The following is a 20,278-nucleotide window of genomic DNA, read 5'->3' on the forward strand; positions in this document are numbered from 1 at the left end:
CGCATCGGCCCCACGGTGTGGGAGCTGGACGGCCCGATGCCGACACTGAAGAGATCGAAAACGCTGATCATTACCGCACTTCCTGTCGCGTCGGCCGCACCCGGCGGCGTGGCTCAATTGGCGGAACCGGGCGTGAACGAGCGGGCCAGCAGCAACAGGTTCGCCGGCTTCTCGGCGAGTCGCCGCATGAAGTACGCGTACCAGTCGCGGCCGTACGGCAGGTAGACCCGCATCCGGTGCCCGCCCGACGCCAGTCGCAGTTGCTCGTTCTCGCGGATGCCGTACAGCATCTGGAACTCGAAGTCCTCGACGCTCCGCCCGCCCTGCCGCGCCAGGTGCAGGGTGTACTCGATGAGCTTCGGGTCGTGGGTGGCGACCATCGGATACCCCTGCCCCTCCATCAGGATGCGCAGGCACCGCCGGAACTCGTCGTCGACCTGGCGCCTCCTCACGAACGCCACCGAGGCGGGCTCGGCGTAGGCGCCCTTCACCAGGCGGACCCGGCTGCCCGGGTGGGCGAGCCGCCGACAGTCCTCCGCCGTGCGCCGCAGGCACGCCTGGAGGGCGACGCCGACCCACGGGAACTCCGCCCGCAGGTCGCCGAGCAGGGAGAGGGTCGCGTCGACGGTGGTGTGGTCCTCCATGTCGATGGTGACGCCTGAGCCGACGGCCGTGGCGGCGGCACAGACGTCGCGGGTGAGCCGCAGGGCGTGCCCGTACCCGTCGCCCGGCAACGACCCACCGAGCGCCGAGACCTTCAGTGAGACCTCGGAGGACGTGGCCAGGTCCGCGGCGTGCAGCGACCACAGCAGCGCGAGGTACGTGTCGCGGGTGGCCTCGGCCTGCGCGAGCGCCGTCGTCCCCTCGCCGAGGTGGTCGATCGTGACCTGGAGGCCCACCCCGGCGAGGCGGCGAGCCACGCCGACCACCTCAGGATCCTCCTCGCCCGCGACGAAGCGGTGGACGATCCCTCGGGTCAGGGACGATCGCGAGACCAGTGCGCGGATGCGGTCGTTCTCCGCGGCCAGGAGCAGGAGCTTGTTCGGCATGGAGCGCCTTTCCGGAGAGCCGAATCCCGGTGCCGTCGCCCGACGGCGGCGGGCGGGGTTGGTGCCGCCGGGAGCGCGGTGCCCGCACGCGCCCCCGGCGGATGGTTCACGGGCGGGCCGTGGGGTCCGCGTAGAGCGGGTGCCGGTCGGCGAGGTGGCGGACCCGCGCCCGCAGTTCCTCGCCGACCTCGGCCGTCGTCAACGCGGTGGCGACGATGTCGGCGACCTCGGCGAAGTCGGCGTCGTCGAAGCCCCGGGTGGCCAGCCCCGGCGTGCCGATCCGCAGTCCCGAGGTCACCATCGGCGGAAGGGGGTCGAACGGTACGGCGTTGCGGTTGACGGTGATGTCGATGCTCTGGAGCAGCCGCTCCGCCTGGAGGCCGTCCAGCTTCGCCGCGCGCAGGTCGACCAGCACCAGGTGCACGTCGGTGCCGCCGCCGACCACCCGGATGCCGACGTCGTGCGCGTCGGCGGCGCACAGGCGCCCGGCGACGATCCGCGCTCCGCGCAGGGCGCGGCGTTGCTGGTCGCGGAACTCCTCGCCGGCGGCGATGCGGAACGCCACCGCCTTGCCTGCGACGGCGTGTTCCAGCGGGCCGCCCTGCTGGCCGGGGAAGACCGCCGAGTCGAGACGCCGGGCCAGGTCGGTGTCCGCGCTGAGGATGGCGCCGCCACGCGGGCCACCGAGCGTCTTGTGGGTGGTCAGGGTGACCACGTGGGCGTGCGGCACCGGGTTGGGGTGCAGCCCGGCGGCGACCAGCCCGGCGAAGTGCGCCATGTCGACCAGCAGGTACGCGCCGACGGCGTCGGCGATGCGGCGGAACCGCGCGAAGTCCAGGGTCCTCGGGTACGCCGACCAGCCCGCCACCAGCATCTTCGGTCGGTGCTCGTGCGCCAGCCGCTCGACGGCGTCCATGTCGACGAGGAGGCTCTCGGCGTCCACCCGGTAGCCCACCGCCCGGTACAGCCGGCCCGAGAAGTTGATCCGCATGCCGTGGGTCAGGTGGCCGCCGTGCGCGAGGTCGAGGCCCAGGATGGTGTCCCCGGGGTCGAGCAGAGCCGCCATCACCGCGGTGTTGGCCTGGCTGCCGGAGTGCGGTTGCACGTTGGCGTACGCGGCGCCGAAGAGCCGCCTCGCCCGCTCGATCGCCAGGCGCTCGACGGTGTCGACGTGCTCGCAGCCGCCGTAGTACCGCCGGCCGGGGTAGCCCTCGGCGTACTTGTTGGTGAGGACCGAGCCCTGCGCCTGCAGGACCGCCCGGGGCGCGTGATTCTCCGAGGCGATCATGCCGAGGGTCCGCCGCTGCCGGTCCAGCTCGGCGGCGACCGCGTCGGCGATCTCCGGGTCGACGTCGATCAGTTCACGGTCGAGCAGGCTCATGCCGCACCCGCCGCGTCGGCGTCGGCCAGGTAGGCGCGGTACTCGTCGGCGGTCATCAGCGCCGGCGCGTCGGTCAGGCGCACCCGCACCAGCCAGCCCGCCCCGTACGGGTCGGTGCCGATCAGGTCCGGGTCGGTGACGACCGCCTCGTTGGTGGCGACGATCTCGCCGCTCACCGGCATGTACAGCTCGGCCACCGACTTGGTGGACTCCACCTCGCCGCAGACCTCGCCCGCGCTCAGGTGGGTGCCCGGCTCGGGCAGTTCGGCGTAGATGATGTCGCCGAGGGCGGCGGCGGCGAACGCGGTGATGCCCACGGCCGCCGGTTCCGCCGTGTCGTCGATCCATTCGTGGTTGCGGCTGTAGCGCAGACGCGCGGGTACGTCCATGGTCGTCACTCCTGGGGGGATGGGTCGGGGGCCGCGTCAGCGCGGACGGCGGTAGAACGGCAGCGGGGTGGTCCGCACCGGCTCGGTGGTTCCTCGGACGACGACGCCCAGCCGGGACCGGGCCTCGATCGCGTCGGCGTGGACGTGAGCCATCGCGACGGGCCGGTCGAGCGTCGGTGACAGCGCGCCGCTGGTGACCACGCCGACGGGTCGCGCCGGTACGCCGTCTGCCAGCGCGACCACCGGATGGCCGGTCCTCGGCACGCGTCGCCCGGTTCCGGTCAGTCCCACGAGGACGGTGGCGGCCCCGGCGTCCCGGCGCTCGGCCAACGCGGCCCGGCCGACGAAGTCGCCCGGCTTGGTGAAGGACACCACCCGTCCCAGGCCCGCCTCGAAGGGGGTGACGCCCCGGTGCAGCTCGCACCCGTACAGCGGCATTCCGGCCTCGATGCGCAGCGTGTCCCGGCAGGCCAGCCCGGCCGGCGTCAGCCCGTGCCCGGCGCCGGCGGCGAGCAGCGCGCGCCAGACGTCTTCCGCGTCCGAGGCGCGGAGGAAGAACTCGAACCCGTCCTCGCCGGTGTATCCGGTGCGGGCGACGATCGCCGGCCGCCCGCCGACGTCCACGGCGGTGGCGGTGTAGTAGCGGAGTCGGGTCGGCTCCGCGCCGACCACGGCCCGCACCGTGTCGGCGGCACGCGGGCCCTGCACGGCGATGATGGCCCGCTCGGCGGTGTGGTCGGCGACGGTCGCCGCGTGTCCGGCGCAGCGCAGGTGCAACGCGGCCAGCGCGGTGCGGGTGTTGACGGCGTTGGTCACCAGCAGGTACCGGTCGGCGGCGAGCCGGTAGGCGACCAGGTCGTCGAGCACGCCGCCGGTCCCGTCGCAGAGCATGGTGTAGCGGGCGCCGCCGACCGGCACCGCCGACAGGTGCCCGACCAGCGCATGGTCCAGCGCCGCCGCGGCGTGCGGCCCGGACACCTCGAGCTGCCCCATGTGGCTGAGGTCGAAGAGGCCGGCGCGTTCGCGTACCGCGCGGTGCTCCGCGGTCTCGCTGCCGTAGCGCAGCGGCACCGACCAGCCGGCGAAGCCGGTGAACCGGGCGCCGAGTTCGGCGTGCACGGCGTGCAGGGGTGGGTGGAGCAGGGTCGTCGGACTCTGATGCACGGAGGCCTCCCTCGTTCCGACGCGGTCGCGTCGTACGGTCGGTTGCCTCCCGCTCTGTCATCGACCTGAGAGCTTCACCGCCGGTTGGCGGCTTGCACCGTGGGTGAGACGACTGATCGTCTGCTTTCCAGAGTTCGCCTCACCCGAGCGGTAACGGGGCCTGAGAGTTTCTTGGGAGTTTGCTCCTTCGGCGCCCCGACGGACGGTCGGGATCTCTCCCGCGCGGGTTCGAACGGCGTCTATGTAGTTGTAGGTTGCCCGCAGACCGTAGGCGACCGGTCGAGCGGCTGTCAACGGCAACGCACCGTAGTCAGATCGTCACTTATATCGATCGTCGGCGATTTCTTTACTCGATGTGTGATGTGTGCCATTGTACTGGCCACCCACAGCGCGGCCCCAACCGATCGACGGGAATCGACGCCGCAGCCACTCCGCACCGCCACCACCTGCCGGCTACCCGGCCGGACCACGAACGCCAGGAGGCGACCCGTGAGAATCACGAGAACACGAAACCGACGCGGCTGGCCCGCCGTCCCGCTCGCACTGGTGCTGGCGCTCGGGCTGACCCCGATAACCTCCTCCGGCACCGCGCACGCGGCGCCACCGCCCAGGCCGACCGGCGCCGCCCCGAGCGACGCCGGCCTCGGCTCCGGCGCCGGTGACGCCCACGTCCGGCGGGCACCGCTGCCGCTGAGCGAGCGGGCCCCGCTTCCCTCGTCCCGTGCGGAGCTGCGCCGCGACTACGACCGGCCCGACGACGGGGGGCGGCGCAACGCCCCGTCGATGCGCGGGGCGGCCGCCGCGCCCTGCGCGGTCGGCGACTTCACGAGCCGGACCGGCAGCGCCCTGGTGCAGCAGATCAGGGCGTCCACCACCGACTGCGTGAACACCCTGTTCAGCCTCTCCGGAAGCGACGCCTCCCAGGCCTTCCGCGAGGCGCAGATGACCAGCGTGGCGTACGGGCTGCGGGACAACGCTGCCTCCTACGACGGCACCAACGCCACGGGTACCGCACAGCTCGTGCTGTACCTGCGGGCCGGGTACTACGTGCAGTGGAACCACCCCGCCACCGTGGGCTCGTACGGCCCCGGGCTGCGCACCGCCATCCGCGCCGGGCTGGACACGTTCTTCGCCAACAGCCGCTCCGGCGACGTCAACGACGTCAACGGCGAGGTGCTGGCCGAGGCGGTCACGCTCATCGACAGCGCGGAGGAGAACGCCCGCTACCTGTACGTGGTGAAGCGGCTGCTGACCGGCTACGACAGCTCGTACGACTCGTCGTCGTGGATGCTCAACGCCGTCAACAACGTCCACACCGTGCTGTTCCGGGGTCACCAGGTGCCCGAGTTCGTCAGCGCCGTCACCGCCGATCCGAGCCTGCTGGACACGCTGTACGCCTTCGCCACCGGCAACCGGGCCCTGCTCGGCACCGACCGGGGCTACCTGGTCTCCAACGCCGGCCGCGAACTGGGCCGCTTCCTCCAGCACACCGCCCTGCGGTCGAAGGTACGGCCGCTGGCCCGGGGCCTGCTCGACCTGAGCGCGATGACCGGCTCCACCGCCACCCTCTGGGTCGGCGTCGCGGAGATGACCGACTACTACGACAGGGCGAACTGCGCCTACTACGACACCTGCGACCTCCAGGCGCGCCTGGCCGCGGCGATCCTGCCGGTCACCTTCGCCTGCGGCAGCACCATCCGCGTCCGCGCCCAGCAGATGACCTCCACCCAGCTCGACTGGGCGTGCGCGAGCATGCGCAACCAGGACGCCTACTTCCACTCGGTGGCGGCGGACAAGGGTCCGGTCGCCGACGACCGCAACACGACCATCGAGGTGGTGGTCTTCGACTCCAGCGCCGACTACCAGACGTACGGCGGGCCGATGTTCGGCATCGACACGAACAACGGCGGCATGTACCTCGAAGGCGATCCGGCGGTCGCCGGGAACCAGCCGCGCTTCATCGCCTACGAGGCGGAGTGGCTGCGCCCCACCTTCGAGATCTGGAACCTCAACCACGAGTACACCCACTACCTCGACGGTCGCTTCAACCTGTACGGCGACTTCACCGACAACATCGCCACCCCCACCATCTGGTGGATCGAGGGCTTCGCCGAGTACGTGTCGTACTCGTACCGGGAGCTGACCTACGGCGCCGCGATCACCGAGGCCGGAAAGAAGACCTACCCGCTGCGTACGCTCTTCGACACCACGTACAGCCACGACACCAACCGCGTCTACCGGTGGGGCTACCTGGCGGTGCGGTACATGCTCCAGTCGCACCCTGGCGACGTCGCCACGCTGCTCGGGCACTACCGCACGGGCAACTGGAACGCCGCCCGCACGCTGTTGACCGGCACCATCGGCAGCCGCTACGACGCCGACTGGTACGCCTGGCTGGACGCCTGCTCGGCCGGCAACTGCGGCGGCGCCACCAACCCGCCCGCGAACCAGGCCCCGGTCGCGGCGTTCACGTCCACCACCACCGGGCTGAGCGCCACCTTCACCGACCAGTCCACCGACGGCGACGGCAGCATCGCCGCCCGGTCCTGGGCCTTCGGCGACGGCACCACCTCGACGGCGACCAACCCCACGAAGACCTACCGCGCCGCCGGCACGTACACGGTCACGCTCACCGTCACCGACGACAAGGGCGCCACCGCCAGGACCTCCCGGAGCGTCACCGTCACCGGCGACCCCGCCGCGCTGCCCGAGTGCACCGGCGGCGACGTGCGGACGCTGGGCCGCAACTGTCAGCGCGGCAACCTCCAGGCCACCGCGGGCAACCTGCACTACCTCTACCTCCAAGTTCCGGCCGGCACCGCCAGCCTGACGATCACCTCGTCCGGTGGCACCGGCGACGCGGACCTCTACTACAGCCGCAGCGGTTGGGCCACCACGAGCACGTACACCCAGCGGTCGGCCACCAGCGGCAACGGTGAGACGATCACGATCAACAACCCGGCCCCCGGCTACCACTACGTGAGCCTGCACGCCAAGCAGGCGTTCAGCGGGGTCACCGTGCGGTCGCAGTACTGAGGACCCGCGCCACGCCGGACGGGTGTGGCCGCCAGCGCTCGCGCGGCGACCACACCCGCAGGTCGCGCGAGCGGCCGGGCCGGCCCGGCTCCGGGAAAGCGTCGCCGGTCACCACGTGACCGGCGACGCCGCGTGACTCTCACTCCTCGGCGGCGAGTTCGCCGAGCGTGACCGGCTGCGCCAGCGGACGGGACGCGTACCCCGCCAGGTCGGCCGCTCCGGGTGTCCGGCCCGCCTCCCGCGCCGCCAGGCAGGCGGTGGCGTAGCCGCAGACCCGCCCCTGGCACCAGCCCATCCCGGCCCGGGTCAGCAGCTTCGCGCCGCGGGCGTCGGTGGCGGACAGCTCCCGCACCGCCCGCCGGACCGCTCCGGCGGGCACCTCCTCGCACCGGCAGACGAGCGTGTCGTCGGCGCACCAGTCCGGCCAGCCGGCCGGCACGGGATGGACCGCGTGCAGCGCCGCCGCGAACCGGCGCAGCCGACGCCGGGCACGCAGCAGGCGGTCGTGCCGACGGGCCGACCAGGGCGGCGGACGGCCGAGAGAGAGCGCGGCGGCGCCCCCGGCCAACTGCCCCTCCACCAGCGCCAGGGCGGCACCGCCGACGCCGGTGACCTCACCGGCGGCGTACACCCCGGGCACCGAGGTCGTCTGGGCCGCGTCGACGGCCAGCACCAGGCTGCCGTCGGAGTCCAGCCGGGTCGCGCAGCCCAGGGCCACGGCCAACTCCACCTGCGGGGTGAACCCGAAGCCCACCGCGAGGCCGTCGCACTCCACCTCGGTGCCGGTGCCGGGCAGCACGGTGCCGCCGGGACCGACCGGGGCGACGGTCACCCCGGTCACGTGGTCGGTGCCGTGCGCGGCCACCACCGCCGTCCGGCGGTGGTAGGGCACCGTGTGCCGGAGCATCCGCCAGCCGTACCGGCCGGCCTCGGCGAGCTTGCCGGCCGCCCCGGCGACCGCACGGAGGTGGCGGGCGTACCCCGCCGGGTCGTTCGCCTCGTAGACGCCGACGACGGTGCCGCCCGCCTCGGCGAGGCCGGTCGCGACCGGCAGCAGGAACGGTCCCGTCCCCGCCACCACGATCCGCCGCGCGAAGGTCACCCCCTGGCCCTTGAGCAGGGCCTGGGCGCCGCCGGCGGTCACCACCCCGGGCAGATCCCAGCCCGGGAACGGCACGACCCGGTCGTGGGCGCCGGTGGCGACGACCAGCCGGCGCCCGTGCACCGCCCCCGACCGGGTCTGCACGGTGAACTCCGGATCGGCGCGGCCCGCCGTGGCCCGGCGGGACTCGACGAACCAGACGGCGGCGTCGGCGCGGTGGTCGACCCGGCCGAGTTGCTCGCGCAGCCGGGCGAACGTCGACCAGTCGGGGTGGCCGCTGCCGTCCGCGTCGGGCCGGTGCCGCCAGAACTGCCCGCCCGGCCGTGGCCCGGCGTCCAGCACCGCCACCCGGCAGCCCGCCCGCGCCGCCGAGGCCGCCGCGGCCAGCCCGGCCGGTCCGGCGCCGACCACCACCACGTCGTACGCGCTCACGGCCGCGGCCCGTCGTCGTCGTGGGTCTCGACCACGTCCCCGGGGCGGGCGACGACCAGGCAGGCGCGCTGTGACGACGCCCCGTTGACGCGGACCAGGCAGTCGAAGCAGATCCCGATCCCGCAGAAGATCCCCCGGGGTCGGTCACCGACCCGGGTCCGGCGCCACGAGCGGACGCCGGCGGCGATCAGCGCGGCGGCGATCGTCCGTCGCCCGTCGGTGGGGACGGGGCGGCCGTCAAAGGTGAACATCATGGCGCTCCGGGGCGAATGGTCGTAGGTCCACGTCCGGGCGGCGCCCGGTCAGCAGCGCCGCGACGGCGTGCCCGGTGGCCGGGGCGAGACCGATCCCGGCCCCCTCGTGGCCGGCGGCGTGGTAAAGGCCCGGCACCCGGGGATCGGCGCCGATCATCGGCAGGTGGTCGGGGCTGTAGGGCCGGAACCCCCGGTAGGCGCGGATCGCCGAGACCCGGCCGAGGACCGGGAAGAGCCGGACCGCTCCCGCCGCCAGCCGGCGCAGCGCCGGCAGCGGGAAGGTCGGATCGAATCCCACCCGTTCCCGGGTGGAGCCGATCAGGATCGTGCCCGCCCTCGTGCCCTCCACCACCGGCGACACCTCCAGGTCGCCCGTGCTGCGGCCGACGTTGGCGACGTAGCCGGCCGCGTACACCTTGTGCCGGACCAGTGGCGGCAGCGCCTCGGTGACGAGGATGAAGCCGCGCCGGGGCAGGATCGGCAGCTCGACGCCGGCCAGGGCGGCGACCTCGCCGGCCCAGACACCGGCGGCGTTGACCACCGCCGTGGTGTGCAGCGTTCCCCGGTCGGTCACCACACCCCGGACCGCTCCCGCGGCGTCGCGGCGCACACCGACGACCGTGGTCCCGTTCAGCACCCGCACCCGGGCGGCGCGCAGCAGGTGGGCGGCGGCCAGCATCGGCTGCACCTGCGTGTCCTGCGGATAGTGCACGCCGCCGGCGAGGTCCCGGGCCAGGTGCGGCTCGTGGTCGGGCAACGCGTCGGCGGCAACCTCGTGCGCCTCGACCCCGACCCCGCGCTGGCTCGCGGCGAACGCCCGCAGCGCGGCGTGTTCGGCCGGCGAGGCGGCCACCACCAGGCCGCCCTTGTGTTCCAGCTCGATCCGTTCCGCGCCCAGGGTCTCCCCGAGTTCCCGCCACAGGGCGACGGAGTGGCGGGCCAGCGCCAGCTCCGGCCCGGGCGGCTTGTCGGAGACGAGGATGTTGCCCTCGCCGGCGCCGGTGGTGCCGGCGGCCACCCCGCCCCGGTCGACCACGGTGACGGCCAGTCCGGCGCGGGCGGCGTAGTAGGCGCAGGCGACGCCGACCATGCCCGCCCCGATGACGACGACGTCCGGGCTGGCGGTGGTCATGAAGCGATGCGGTGCATCCACGCCTCGACGTCGTCCGCGCGGCGGGGCAGGTCGTCGGAGAGCATGCGGTACCCGTCGTCGGTGATCAGCACGTCCTCCTCGATGCGCATGCCCAGCCCGCGCAACTCGGCGGGGATGAGTTCGTCGTCCGGCTGGAAGTACAGTCCCGGTTCCACGGTCAGCACGTGACCGGCCGCGAGCCGGCCGTCCAGGTAGGTGTCGGACCGGGCGGCGGCGCAGTCGTGCACGTCCAGGCCGAGCATGTGGCCCGAGCCGCAGAGGGTCCACCGGCGGTGCAGGCCGCAGTCCTCCGCCAACGACTGCTCCGGCGTGCAGGGCAGCACCCCGAGATCCACCAGCCCGTGCACCAGCACGGTCATCGCCGCCTCGTGGAACGCCCGGAACCGCGCACCCGGTCGCAGGCACTCCAGCGCGGCGTCGTTGGCCCGCCGGCACAGCTCGTACAGGTCGCGCTGCAAGGGGCTGAACCGGCCGGAGACCGGCAGCACCCGGGTGATGTCGGCGGTGTACAGCGACCGGGTCTCCGCCCCGGCGTCGAGCAGCAGCAGGTCACCGTCGCGGACCGGCCCGTCGTTGTCGTTCCAGTGCAGGGTCGCCGCGTGTGCGCCGGCGGCCACGATGGACTGGTAGCCGACGTCGTTGCCCTCCAGCCGGGCGCGCTGCCAGAACACCCCCTCCAGATACCGCTCGGACGTACGCATCGCCATCGGCAGCGCCCGCACCACGTCCTCGAAGCCCCGGGTCGTGGTGGCCACCGCCTGCTCCAACTGGGCGATCTCCCAGGGGTCCTTGAGCAGGCGGAGTTCGGCCAGCACCGTGGCGAACTCGGCATCGCCGGCGGTGGCCCCGCCGCCGAGCAGCGCGTCGACACCCCGGTCGACGCCGCGCAGCACCCGGGTCGGCCTGTGCGCCCCGGCCAGCGCCGGCGCCAGCTCGGCGACGTGGCGGGTCGGCAGGGCGAGCCGCCGGCTGCTCTCCCCCAGCGTGGGGTGCCGGCCGGCCCACAGCTCGCCGTAGACCCGGTCCCGGAAGAACTCGCCGTCCTTGCGCCCCGAGCGTGGGCGCAGGAACAGCGTGGCGTCCCCGTCGGGTTCGATCACGAGGACGCCGTCGGAGGACTGGTCGCCGGTCAGCCAGGTGTAGGCCGAGTGGGGGCGGAAGCGGAAGTTCTGGTCGTTGGAGCGCTGCTTGTAGCCTCCGGCCGGGACCACCAGGCGCTGGCCGGCGAACAGGTCGTGCAGTCGCGCGCGCCGGGTCGCGGCCCAGCCGGCGACCTCGTCGACCGGCAGGTCGTACTGCTCGGTGTCCGCCCAGCCGGACGACATGAACTCCTCGAGCGCGGGGCTGACCGGCAGGTCGTGGCTGCCGGTACGCAGGTCGGCGCGGGTCACAGCGGCTCCTTGACGGGGATGGTGGGTGGGGGTGTGTCAGTTGGGTCGCGGCGGCGCCGCGAAGGTGACGGTGCGAACCGAGGTGTAGAAGTGCAGGGCGGCGGTGCCCTGTTCGCGCGGGCCGTAGCTGGAGGCCTTCTCGCCGCCGAACGGCGCGTGGAAGTCCACTCCGGTCGTCGGCGCGTTGACCCGGATCAGGCCGGTGTCGATCCGCCGGGCGGCGTCGAGCAGCGCTCCGACGTCGCGGCCGTGCACGGAGGTGACGAGCCCGTACCGCACGTCGTTGACCAGGTCGACGGCGCTGGCCAGGTCCGGCACGGCCAGGATCGTGGCCAACGGCCCGAAGGTCTCCTCCCTGGCCACGGGGTGTGCCGGGTCGAGCCCGTCGATCAGCACCGGCGCGACGTACCAGCCGTCGTCGGCGACGGTCGGGCCGCCCGTGCCGCCGGTGAGCAGCCGCGCCCCGCTCGCCCGCGCGGCCTCGGCGGCGTCGAGGACCCGGCTGCGCGCCGCCGCGTCGATCACCGGGCCGGCGACCACGGTCGCCTCGGCCGGATCGCCGAACCGCAACGACGCCACGGCGGCCACCAGCGCCTCGGTGAACTCCCGCGCGTCGCCCACCACGACGATCCGCCGGGTCGCGGTGCACTTCTGCCCGGCGTACCCCATCGCGGCGTTGGCCAGCAGCGCGGCGGTCTGCCCGAGGTCCGCGTCGGGCAGCACCAGGGCCGCGTTCTGGCCGCCCATCTCCGCCTGCACCGGCAGCCCGGCGCGGGCGGCAGCGACCGCGACCTGAGCGCCGACGGTCGCGGACCCGGTGAACGAGACGACGTCGCTCGCCTCGACGACCGCCCGCCCGGTCTCCGTCCCGCCCGGTACGACGTGCAGCAGCCCGTTCGGGAGCAGCCCCTCGAACAGCCCCTCGACGGCCTCGCCGCAGGCGAACGCGTCCGGGGAGGGCTTGAGCAGCACGGCGTTGCCGGTGGCGAGCGCCGGTGCGGCCTTCCACAGCGGGATGGCCAGCGGGAAGTTCCACGGCGTGACCAGCCCGGCGACGCCGCGCGGGCGGCGTTCGGTGAAGAGCAGGCCGGGCTGGTGCGCCGGGAGCGAGGGTGCCAGCACGTCACCGGTCGCGGCGTAGCAGGCCTGCGCGTAGTAGTCCAGGATGGCCGCGCCGCGGTCCACCTCGGCGCGCGCCTCGCTCGCCGGCTTGCCGACCTCGCGGACGACGAGGTCGGCGAGCGCGTCGGCCCGGTCGCGCAGCCGGTCGGCCGCCGCGCGCAGGGCCGAGGCGCGGCCGGCCGGCCCTTCCCGGCACCACCCGGCCTGTGCGGTACGCGCCCGCGCGGCCAGCGCCCGGACCTCCCCCTGGGTCGCCGCGGCCCGCTGGACGACCACGTCGCTCGGGCACTGCGGGGAACGACTCCGGATCAGCTCACTCACCACAGGAATCCCGCCGGGAAGGGGTCGTCAGGGTCGAGGAAGTGCTGGGCGGTGCCGGTCAGCCAGGCCCGCCCGGTGACGGTCGGCACGACCGCCGGGCGGCCCGCGACGGTGGTGGTGCCGACCAGCCGCCCGACGAACCGGGTGCCGAGCAGGGACTCGTTGACGAAGTCCCGGTCGAGCGGGAGCAGGCCCCGGGCGTGCAGCTGCGCCATCCGCGCCGACGTGCCGGTGCCGCAGGGCGACCGGTCGAACCAGCCCGGGTGGATCACCATGGCGTGCCGGGAGTGGCGGGCGTCCGAGCCCTCGCCGGCCAGGTAGACGTGGTGGCAGCCGGAGATCTCCGGCTGTTCGGGATGCACCGGCCGGTCGGTGGCGTCGATCGCCGCCAGGATGGCCATTCCGGCCTCCAGCAGCGGCTGCCTGCGGGCCCGGTCGAGGCTGAGCCCCAGCTCGGCGAGGTCCACCACGGCGTAGAAGTTCCCGCCGTAGGCCAGGTCGTAGCGGACCCGTCCCAGGCCGGGAACGTCCACCACGGCGTCCAGCGCGGCGGCGAAGGACGGGACGTTGCGGATCGTGACGGCGGTGGCGCGGCCGTCGGTCACCGCGACCGACGCCACCACCAGGCCGGCGGGCGTGTCGAGGCGGACGGTGGTCACCGGCTCGGTGACCTCGACCATCCCGGTCTCGACCAGCACGGTGGCCACGCCGATGGTGCCGTGGCCGCACATCGGCAGGCAGCCGGACACCTCGATGTAGATCACGCCGAAGTCGGCGTCCGGCCGGGTCGGGGGTTGCAGGATCGCCCCGGACATGGCCGAGTGGCCCCGGGGCTCGTACATCAGGAAGGTACGCAGGTGATCGAGCTGGGCCGTCAGGTGTTCCCGGCGCTGCGCCATGGTGGCGCCGGGGATCACCGGGACTCCGCCGGTGACCACCCGGGTGGGCATCCCTTCCGTGTGCGAGTCGACCACGTGGATGACGCGGTTGGTGCGCATCAGCGGTGACCCGCCGCGAGCAGCCGCTCGGTGGTGTTCCGGATCTCGGTGACGACCGCCGGGGGCAGGGGCTGGCGCGGCTGGCGGGTGGGTCCGCCCGGCCGGCCGGCCACGTCCATGGAGAGCTTGATCGCCTGGACGAACTCCGAGCGGGAGTCCCAGCGCAGCAGCGGGTGCAGCGTCCGGTACAGCGGCACGGAGGTCGCCAGGTCCCCGGCGACGGCGGCCTGGTAGAGGCGGGCGCAGCTGTCCGGGATGGCGTTCTGGTAGCCGCCGATCCAGCCGACCGCGCCGGCCATCAGCAGTTCGAGGGCCACGTCGTCGGCGCCGGCCAGCAGGTCGAGGCCGGGGGCGAGTTCGGCGATCTCGTACGCGCGGCGGACGTCGCCGCTGAACTCCTTGACCGCGACCACGAGGCCCTCGTCGAAGAGCCGCCGCAGCAGTGCCGGGGTGAGGTCGACGCGGGTGTCGAGCGGATTGTTGTAGGCCACGATCGGCAGGCCGGCCTTGGCCACCTCCCGGTAGTGGGCCAGCACGGCCGCGTCGTCGGCGCGGTAGGCGGTGGGCGGCAGCAGCATCACGGCCTGGCAGCCCGCCTCGGCCGCCTGGTCCGCCCAGCGTCGCGCCTCGTTCGCGCCGTACGCCGACACGCCGGGAACCACCGAGAAGCCGGCCGGGGCCGCCTGCACCGCGGTCCGCACGACGGCCTCGCGTTCCCCGTCGCTGAGGACCTGGTACTCCCCCAGCGAGCCGTTCGGGACGACGCCGCGGCAACCGTTCTCGGCGAGCCACCCGACGTGCGCCGCGTAGGCGTCGAGGTCGACACTTAGGTCACGGGAGTCGAACGGCAGGGCGGTGGCCGCCAGGACGCCCCGCCACGGAATCTGTTCCACGCCACCTCCAGTAAAATGTTACATGGCACCGTAGCACGGTTGTCGGGGCCGTCACCAGATGCGAACGGTGTTCCCTCTTCCGGCACCGGCGCCCGTCGTCGGCGCGGTGATGTGCCGGCAGCGGACCGCCACAGGCCGGCCCGCGGTGACGCGCCCCGGCTAACGCTCGGGTCGGTCGGCCCAGATTCCGCGCACGTGCCGCAGGTGGCTGCGCATCAGGTCCACGACCCCGTCCCGGTCCCCCGCCGCGAACAGCTCCATGAGCTGGACGTGCTCGTCCGCCGAGTCGACCAGCCGGCCGTCCCTGACCAGCGCGTCGAGCCCGTACAGGCGGGTGCGGTTACGCAGGTCGGCCACCGTCTCCACCAGCCGCAGGTTGCCACCCGCGCGCAGCAGGGTCAGGTGGAACTCGCTGTCCGCCTCGATGTACGCCACGACGTCGCCCCGGCTCGCGGCCCTGACGATGGCCTCCGCGAGGACCCGGAGCTCGCGCAACTGCTCCGCCGAGAGCCGGCCCACCTGGTCGGCCACCACCGGGATCTCCAGCAGTTCCCGGATCTGCGTGATCTCGTCGAGTTCGCGCTCCGACAGGGAGCGGATCCGGAAGCCCTTGTTCTTGACGATCGTGATCAGGCCCTCCTTGGCCAGATCGAGGATCGCCTCGCGCACGGGCGTCGGGGAGACCCCGAACTGCGTCGCCAGGGTGGGCGCCGAATAGATGGTGCCGGGCCTGATCTGGCCCGCCACGATCGCGGCGCGCAGGGCGTGCGCCACCTCCTCGCGCAGGCTCTGCCGCCCCTGGATGGCCGCCAGCGCCAGTCCTGACCCGGCGGCGCCGGAACCGCCCGCCTGCCAGTCGGCCGTCACAACCACTCCACCCTGCTCAGCTCACCGGGGGCGGTGAGGTCACCCCTCGTCCCGACGAACACCGGTCGACACACGTACGCCGAGGTTGGAGCTTACCGGTCGACGCGGCACCGGCCGGGCACCTCCTCGCCCGGCGTCCGGTCGGTGCGAACGGCGACCGCCGCCGCCGAGCGGCTGAGCCGCTGAGCAGCCGGCCCCGCCGCGTCAACCGCCCGTCTGCGCCAGGATCTCCGCCGCCGCCCGCTCGCCGGCCTCGATCGCCCCGTCCAGGTAACCCGCCCACCGGGTGGCGGTCTCCGTGCCGGCCCAGTGCACCCGCCCCACCGGCTGGCGCAGCTCCGGCCCGTAGCCGCACCAGGAGCCGGGGGTCGGCGCCCCGCAGAAGCAACCGCGCGTCCACTCGTCGGCCGACCAGTCGTACTCGACGAACTCGTCGGGCCGTCGGGCGGCCGGTCCGGCGACGGCGGCGAGGGCGTCGAGCAGGCTCGCCCTGCGGTCCTGCGGCGGCATCCGTCGCAGCGCGTTCGCCTCCGGGCCGTAGCTGAACGCGGTGAGCACCCCGCGCGGGGAGGCCGGGGTGCTGTTGTCCACCGTCTCGGTGACCGGCCCGGCGAGGCAGAACGCGACGCCGGAACGGCCGTCGGCGCGCCAGAACGGCTCCGGGTAGATCGCGTGGACCTTGATCGCCGAGCCCATCGGCATCCGCTGGGTGAGCGCGTCGCGCAGGGGCGGCAGCGGCGGGTCGTAGCGGATGCGTCCGGCCAGCGTCGGCGGCACGGCGACCACCACCGCGTCCGCCTCGACGCGGTCGGTGTCGGTGTGCACGACCACGCCGGCGCGCTCCTGCGCGATGGCCCGCACGGGCGCGGACAGCCGTACCGCGTCCGGGCCGAGGGCGGCGGCCAGCGCCTCGGCCAGCACCGGCGGTCCGCCGATGATCCGGTCCTGCTGCGCGCCGCCGGCCATCGCGAGCAACGCCCGGCTGCCGCCGCCGGAGCGCAGGTAGAACGCCAGTTGGAGCACGGAGATCTCGTCCGGGCCGGCGGCCAGCAGCCCGCCCGCGAGCAGCCGCCCGAGGTACCGGGCGGTGGCCGGGTCCGGCGCGGCCGTGCGCAGCCAGCCGGCCAGCGTCGTACGGTCCCACTCGGCGGCCTCGGCCCCCGCCCACGGCGCGGCCGGGTCGACCCGCTCGGCGTACGCGTCGAGCAGGTCGAGGACCCTCCCGGCGGCCTCGGGCGCCCCGGCGTGCCGGCCGTCGGGGAACAGCACGCCCGAGGCGCCGTACGCGGCGGACGGGAAGGTGGCGATCCCGTACCGGGCGAGCAGCCCGTTGACCCGGTCCTGGGTGGGGCCGACCCACTGGGCCCCGAGATCGAGCTGGGTGCCGTCGGCCAGCCACCGGGTGAGCACCCGCCCGCCCACCCGGTCCCGCGCCTCCAGCACCCGCGTCCGTACGCCGGCGCGGGCGAGCGCGAGCGCGGCGGCCAGCCCGGAGAAGCCGGCGCCGACCACGACGACCTCGGTTCCCATGCGACGGCATACCCGTTTACGCCGCCGCCATGACCGCGGCGCCGGGTCGCGGCAGCCGGCGGGGCGGCATGCAGCCCCGGCGATCGGGCGGTCGACCGCCGGCCGTCTCGATGAACGCCGATCGTCGGCATCGAGACACATGAGCCTGCGGGGCTGCGCGGTCGGCCCCGCACGGGCCATCCTTGTCCGGTGCGGCTGTCGCCCGTCCCCCGACGGTGGGTGCGGTGCGCGGACCGGAAGACGGTGAAGGACACGAAGGAGGATGCCGTGCGCTACGTCGACGGCCCGGCGGTCGAGTGCGACCTGCACGTGGCAGCCGATCCCGCCCGGGTGTGGGAGCTGGTCACGGACATCGAGCTGCCCGCGCGGTTCAGTCCGGAGCTGCGCCGGGTGCGATGGCTGGACGGCAGCCGGGGGCCCGCGCTCGGCGCCCGGTTCGAGGGGCACAACCACCATCCCGCGCTGGGCGAGTGGCGCACCGTCTCGCACGTCGTGCGGTTCGACGCGCCGCGGGTCTTCGGCTGGGTGGTGCTCGACCCGGACAACCGCTTCGGCGGCGGCCCCACCGACCCCGAGCAGCCGGGCGCCACCTGGCAGTACCGCCTCACCGCAGAGGACGGCGGGTGCCGGTTGTCGCACTCCGTGCGGATCGGCCCCGGCCGCACCGGGCTCAGCCTGATCATCGACCGGGCCCCGGAGAACGAGGAGCAGGTCATCGCACGCCGGCTGGGCGCCCTGCGCGACGCCATGGCCGGCACGTTGCAGGGCATCCGGGACCTCGCCGAGCAGCCGCGCTGACCACGACGGCGGTGGCCGTGCGGCGGTGGCGGCCGCGCGGCCACCGCCGGGTCGCGCCTCGGCGCGGCGTCGGGCCGGACCGCTCACCCGCGGCGGGCGTCGCCCGCCGGCCCGGTGGTCCTGAAGCGTGCCGCGAAGGCGCCGTACACGGGGGTACCCGACAGGTTGTCGCGGATGGCGAACACCACCCGGTCGAACCGGTCGACGATCCGCATCGCCTCGGCGAAGGCGCCCGCCACCGTGGCGGGGTCGTTGCGGAACACCCCGCACCCCCACGCGCCCAACACGATCGTCCGATGCCCGTGCGCGGCGGCCACCTCGAGCACCCGCCGCGCACGCCGGGCCAGCACCGCCGGCACGTCGGGGGTGTGCGCGGGCTGGTTGCGGACGATCGCGCCGAGGTTCGGCGCCGCGGCGGTGAGGAACGACGTCGTGTACGGCAGGTCGAGCAGCCCACCCTTGTCGTCGCGGAACACCGGCACGCCCGGGGAGTAGATGACCCGGTCGCTGTATCGCAGGTCGCGCTGGCCGCGGTGGACCGCGTAGAAGTCGGGCGCGGCGAGCAGGCACGGGTGGAGCGCGGAGGATCGCGCGATGCTCTCCTCCTGCGCCTTGGCCCCGCCGAGGAACCCGCCGCCCGGATTCTTGGCCGACGCGAACACCAGACACGCCGCGTCCGGAGCGAGCCGGCGGGCCGCCTGCAACGTCGACTCGTACGTCACCTCGACCTCGCCGGCCCCGACCCGCGTGTCGCTGACCGTGAGCGTCTCGTCGGGAAGGTGGTGGCGGGTGCCGGCGACCGCGGCCCGCACCTGCGCACCGATGACCACGTCGACGCCGGCGCCGTTGCGGTACCGGCCCGACTCGGCGATGGCCACCGTCTGTCGGGCGATCTCACGAAGGCGGCTGCTCACCGGCACACCCGGCGCATCCGCCGGCAGGGGGCGTGCACAGCCAGCAGGCTAGGCCGCCACCGCTGCGCCGACAACCGCTTCAGCCGCCTCCGATCGCCACAGTGGATGCCCCGGCCGTCGCGGAGCCGGCGGTGCGGGCCGCGTCGGTCCACCGGGCGTGGTCGACCTGGAAGGTCGACCACGAGTGGGGGCAGCGCACCGGTGTGCCCGCTCAGTGCGCGGCCAGGACCACCGCGTCCGGCTCGAGGTCGGCGAGCCGGGACGGCCGCACGACGACGAGCAGGACCGCCGTCGCCGCCAGCATGCCCCCCGCGACGACGACGGACATGGCGACCGCGCCGGTGCCCAGAACGCCCACCAGGGGCGCGGCCAGCGCACCGACGCCGAACTGCACGGCACCGAGCAGGGCGGAGGCCGTGCCGGCCGCCTCCCCGTGGCGGGACAGGGCCAGGGCCGGCGCGTTCGGCATCGCGAGACCCGCCGCCGCGAGCACCACCCACAACGACACCAGCAGGCTCGGCAGCCCGCCGAACCCGGTCACGGCGAAGGCCAGCAGTGCCAGTCCGGCCACGCTCCCCGCGGCCAGGGCGACGACGAGGATCCGCTGCGGCGAGTGGCGGCGCAGCAGCCGCACGTTGAACTGGGTCGCCGCGATCAGCCCGACCGCACCCGCTCCGAAGGCCAGACCGAACTGCTGCTCGTCCAGGCCGTACTGCTCCTGGAAGACGAACGACGACCCGGCGACGTACGCGAACAACGCCGCCATGGCCAGTCCGGCGACCAGGACCAGGCCCACGAACGTACGGTCGCGCAGCAGCGAGCCGTACACGCCCACCGTCCCGACCACCCCGCCGCGCCGGCGCCGTTCGGCGGGCAGCGTCTCGCGGAGGCCGAGCGCGGCGACCACCACGAGCAGCACACCGAAGGCGGCCAGCGCCACGAACACGCCACGCCAGTCCGTCCAGCGCAGCAGCCCGCCGCCGAGGGTCGGCGCGAGGATCGGCGCCGTCCCCATGACCAGCAGCAGCCGGGAGAGCAGCTTCGCGAAGGCCGCGCCGTCGAACAGGTCACGGACCACGGCCATCGCGACCACCGAGGCCGCGGCGACGCCGAGGCCCTGCACGACCCGCAACGCGCCGAGAATCGCGATGGTCGGCGCGACGACGCAGAGCAGCGACGCCACGACGTGCAGCGCGATGCCCGCGATCAGCGGCGCGCGCCGGCCGACGGCGTCGGACAGCGGGCCGATCAGCAGCTGGCCGAGGGCGAGGCCCGCCAGCGTGCCGGTGAGGGTCAGTTGGACCGCCGCCGACGTGGTCCGGAAATCGTCGACGATCGCGGGAAGCGCGGGCAGGTACATGTCGATGGTCAGCGGACCCACCGCGATCAGCGACCCGAGGACGAGGACGAGCCGCAGGCGTTGCCGGGGGCTCATCAGGTCACCGGGCGTCAGCGGGGCTGCCGGCCCCTGCGGGGCGTCGACG

18 protein-coding genes and 1 riboswitch are annotated in these 20,278 nt (G+C 74.3%); of the genes, 2 read left to right on the forward strand and 16 right to left on the reverse strand.

The features are described 5' to 3' along the window. The 5 genes from ACFHW0_RS30265 to gcvT form a co-directional block, all read right to left on the reverse strand. Window positions 1-71: serine dehydratase beta chain (locus ACFHW0_RS30265; protein ID WP_416608769.1), on the reverse strand; the 71-nt coding region annotated here is incomplete at its 3' end. Window positions 72-113: 42 nt separating this feature from the next. Next, on the reverse strand, window positions 114-1,049 hold the full coding sequence (locus ACFHW0_RS30270; protein WP_416613047.1) for a proline dehydrogenase family protein: 936 nt from the start codon (window positions 1,047-1,049) through the stop codon (window positions 114-116). 106 nt (window positions 1,050-1,155) lie between these two features. After that, window positions 1,156-2,430: a serine hydroxymethyltransferase gene (gene glyA, locus ACFHW0_RS30275; RefSeq protein WP_416613048.1), complete on the reverse strand. Its 1,275-nt coding sequence runs from the start codon at window positions 2,428-2,430 to the stop codon at window positions 1,156-1,158. Then, the gene (gene gcvH / locus ACFHW0_RS30280) at window positions 2,427-2,819 is read right to left on the reverse strand and encodes a glycine cleavage system protein GcvH (RefSeq protein WP_416613049.1); all 393 of its coding nucleotides are present in this window, start codon (window positions 2,817-2,819) and stop codon (window positions 2,427-2,429) included. The genes glyA and gcvH overlap by 4 nt, the downstream gene beginning before the upstream one ends. 36 nt (window positions 2,820-2,855) lie before the next feature. Beyond that, complete coding sequence (gene gcvT, locus ACFHW0_RS30285; protein WP_416613050.1) at window positions 2,856-3,983, reverse strand: glycine cleavage system aminomethyltransferase GcvT; 1,128 nt, start codon at window positions 3,981-3,983, stop codon at window positions 2,856-2,858. A 138-nt stretch (window positions 3,984-4,121) separates the two neighbouring features. Then, window positions 4,122-4,214: riboswitch (glycine riboswitch) on the reverse strand. A 258-nt stretch (window positions 4,215-4,472) separates the two neighbouring features. On the opposite strand from gcvT, the gene ACFHW0_RS30290 reads away from it, so the two are divergent. After that, window positions 4,473-7,019, forward strand: a complete 2,547-nt coding sequence (locus ACFHW0_RS30290) for a collagenase (RefSeq protein WP_416613051.1) — start codon at window positions 4,473-4,475, stop codon at window positions 7,017-7,019. A gap of 139 nt (window positions 7,020-7,158) precedes the next feature. Here the strand turns inward: ACFHW0_RS30290 and ACFHW0_RS30295 are convergent, their stop codons facing one another. From ACFHW0_RS30295 to ACFHW0_RS30335, 9 genes are all read right to left on the reverse strand, one after another. Then, window positions 7,159-8,553, reverse strand: coding sequence for an NAD(P)/FAD-dependent oxidoreductase (locus tag ACFHW0_RS30295; RefSeq protein WP_416613052.1), 1,395 nt, complete (start codon window positions 8,551-8,553; stop codon window positions 7,159-7,161). After that, window positions 8,550-8,804 carry a (2Fe-2S)-binding protein gene (locus ACFHW0_RS30300; protein ID WP_416613053.1) on the reverse strand — a complete coding sequence of 85 codons (255 nt, stop codon included), beginning with the start codon at window positions 8,802-8,804 and terminating at the stop codon, window positions 8,550-8,552. The genes ACFHW0_RS30295 and ACFHW0_RS30300 overlap by 4 nt, the downstream gene beginning before the upstream one ends. Then, window positions 8,791-9,939 (reverse strand): NAD(P)/FAD-dependent oxidoreductase, encoded by a 1,149-nt coding sequence (locus ACFHW0_RS30305; protein WP_416613054.1) that lies wholly within the window; start codon window positions 9,937-9,939, stop codon window positions 8,791-8,793. The genes ACFHW0_RS30300 and ACFHW0_RS30305 overlap by 14 nt, the downstream gene beginning before the upstream one ends. After that, window positions 9,936-11,351, reverse strand: coding sequence for an aminopeptidase P family protein (locus ACFHW0_RS30310; RefSeq protein WP_416613055.1), 1,416 nt, complete (start codon window positions 11,349-11,351; stop codon window positions 9,936-9,938). The genes ACFHW0_RS30305 and ACFHW0_RS30310 overlap by 4 nt, the downstream gene beginning before the upstream one ends. 36 nt (window positions 11,352-11,387) lie before the next feature. Then, window positions 11,388-12,794, reverse strand: coding sequence for an aldehyde dehydrogenase family protein (locus ACFHW0_RS30315; RefSeq protein ID WP_416613056.1), 1,407 nt, complete (start codon window positions 12,792-12,794; stop codon window positions 11,388-11,390). Next, complete coding sequence (locus tag ACFHW0_RS30320) at window positions 12,791-13,792, reverse strand: proline racemase family protein (protein ID WP_416613057.1); 1,002 nt, start codon at window positions 13,790-13,792, stop codon at window positions 12,791-12,793. The genes ACFHW0_RS30315 and ACFHW0_RS30320 overlap by 4 nt, the downstream gene beginning before the upstream one ends. Then, window positions 13,792-14,685 (reverse strand): dihydrodipicolinate synthase family protein, encoded by an 894-nt coding sequence (locus tag ACFHW0_RS30325; protein ID WP_416613058.1) that lies wholly within the window; start codon window positions 14,683-14,685, stop codon window positions 13,792-13,794. The genes ACFHW0_RS30320 and ACFHW0_RS30325 overlap by 1 nt, the downstream gene beginning before the upstream one ends. A gap of 159 nt (window positions 14,686-14,844) precedes the next feature. Beyond that, window positions 14,845-15,552: a GntR family transcriptional regulator gene (locus ACFHW0_RS30330; protein ID WP_121398176.1), complete on the reverse strand. Its 708-nt coding sequence runs from the start codon at window positions 15,550-15,552 to the stop codon at window positions 14,845-14,847. Window positions 15,553-15,756: 204 nt separating this feature from the next. After that, the gene (locus ACFHW0_RS30335) at window positions 15,757-17,082 is read right to left on the reverse strand and encodes a flavin monoamine oxidase family protein (protein ID WP_416613059.1); all 1,326 of its coding nucleotides are present in this window, start codon (window positions 17,080-17,082) and stop codon (window positions 15,757-15,759) included. Window positions 17,083-17,349: 267 nt separating this feature from the next. Here ACFHW0_RS30335 and ACFHW0_RS30340 point away from each other — a divergent pair, with 267 nt between their 5' ends. After that, the gene (locus ACFHW0_RS30340; RefSeq protein WP_416613060.1) at window positions 17,350-17,880 is read left to right on the forward strand and encodes an SRPBCC family protein; all 531 of its coding nucleotides are present in this window, start codon (window positions 17,350-17,352) and stop codon (window positions 17,878-17,880) included. Between the two features lie 83 nt (window positions 17,881-17,963). On the opposite strand, the gene ACFHW0_RS30345 is transcribed toward ACFHW0_RS30340, so the two are convergent. Beyond that, on the reverse strand, window positions 17,964-18,794 hold the full coding sequence (locus ACFHW0_RS30345) for a TIGR02452 family protein (protein ID WP_416613061.1): 831 nt from the start codon (window positions 18,792-18,794) through the stop codon (window positions 17,964-17,966). 211 nt (window positions 18,795-19,005) lie between these two features. Further along, window positions 19,006-20,229 carry a multidrug effflux MFS transporter gene (locus ACFHW0_RS30350; RefSeq protein WP_416613067.1) on the reverse strand — a complete coding sequence of 408 codons (1,224 nt, stop codon included), beginning with the start codon at window positions 20,227-20,229 and terminating at the stop codon, window positions 19,006-19,008. Between the last annotated feature and the right edge of the window lie 49 nt (window positions 20,230-20,278).

The sequence above is a fragment of the Micromonospora sp. LOL_025 genome, assembly GCF_048060285.1.
Taxonomy (GTDB): Bacteria; Actinomycetota; Actinomycetes; order Mycobacteriales; family Micromonosporaceae; genus Micromonospora.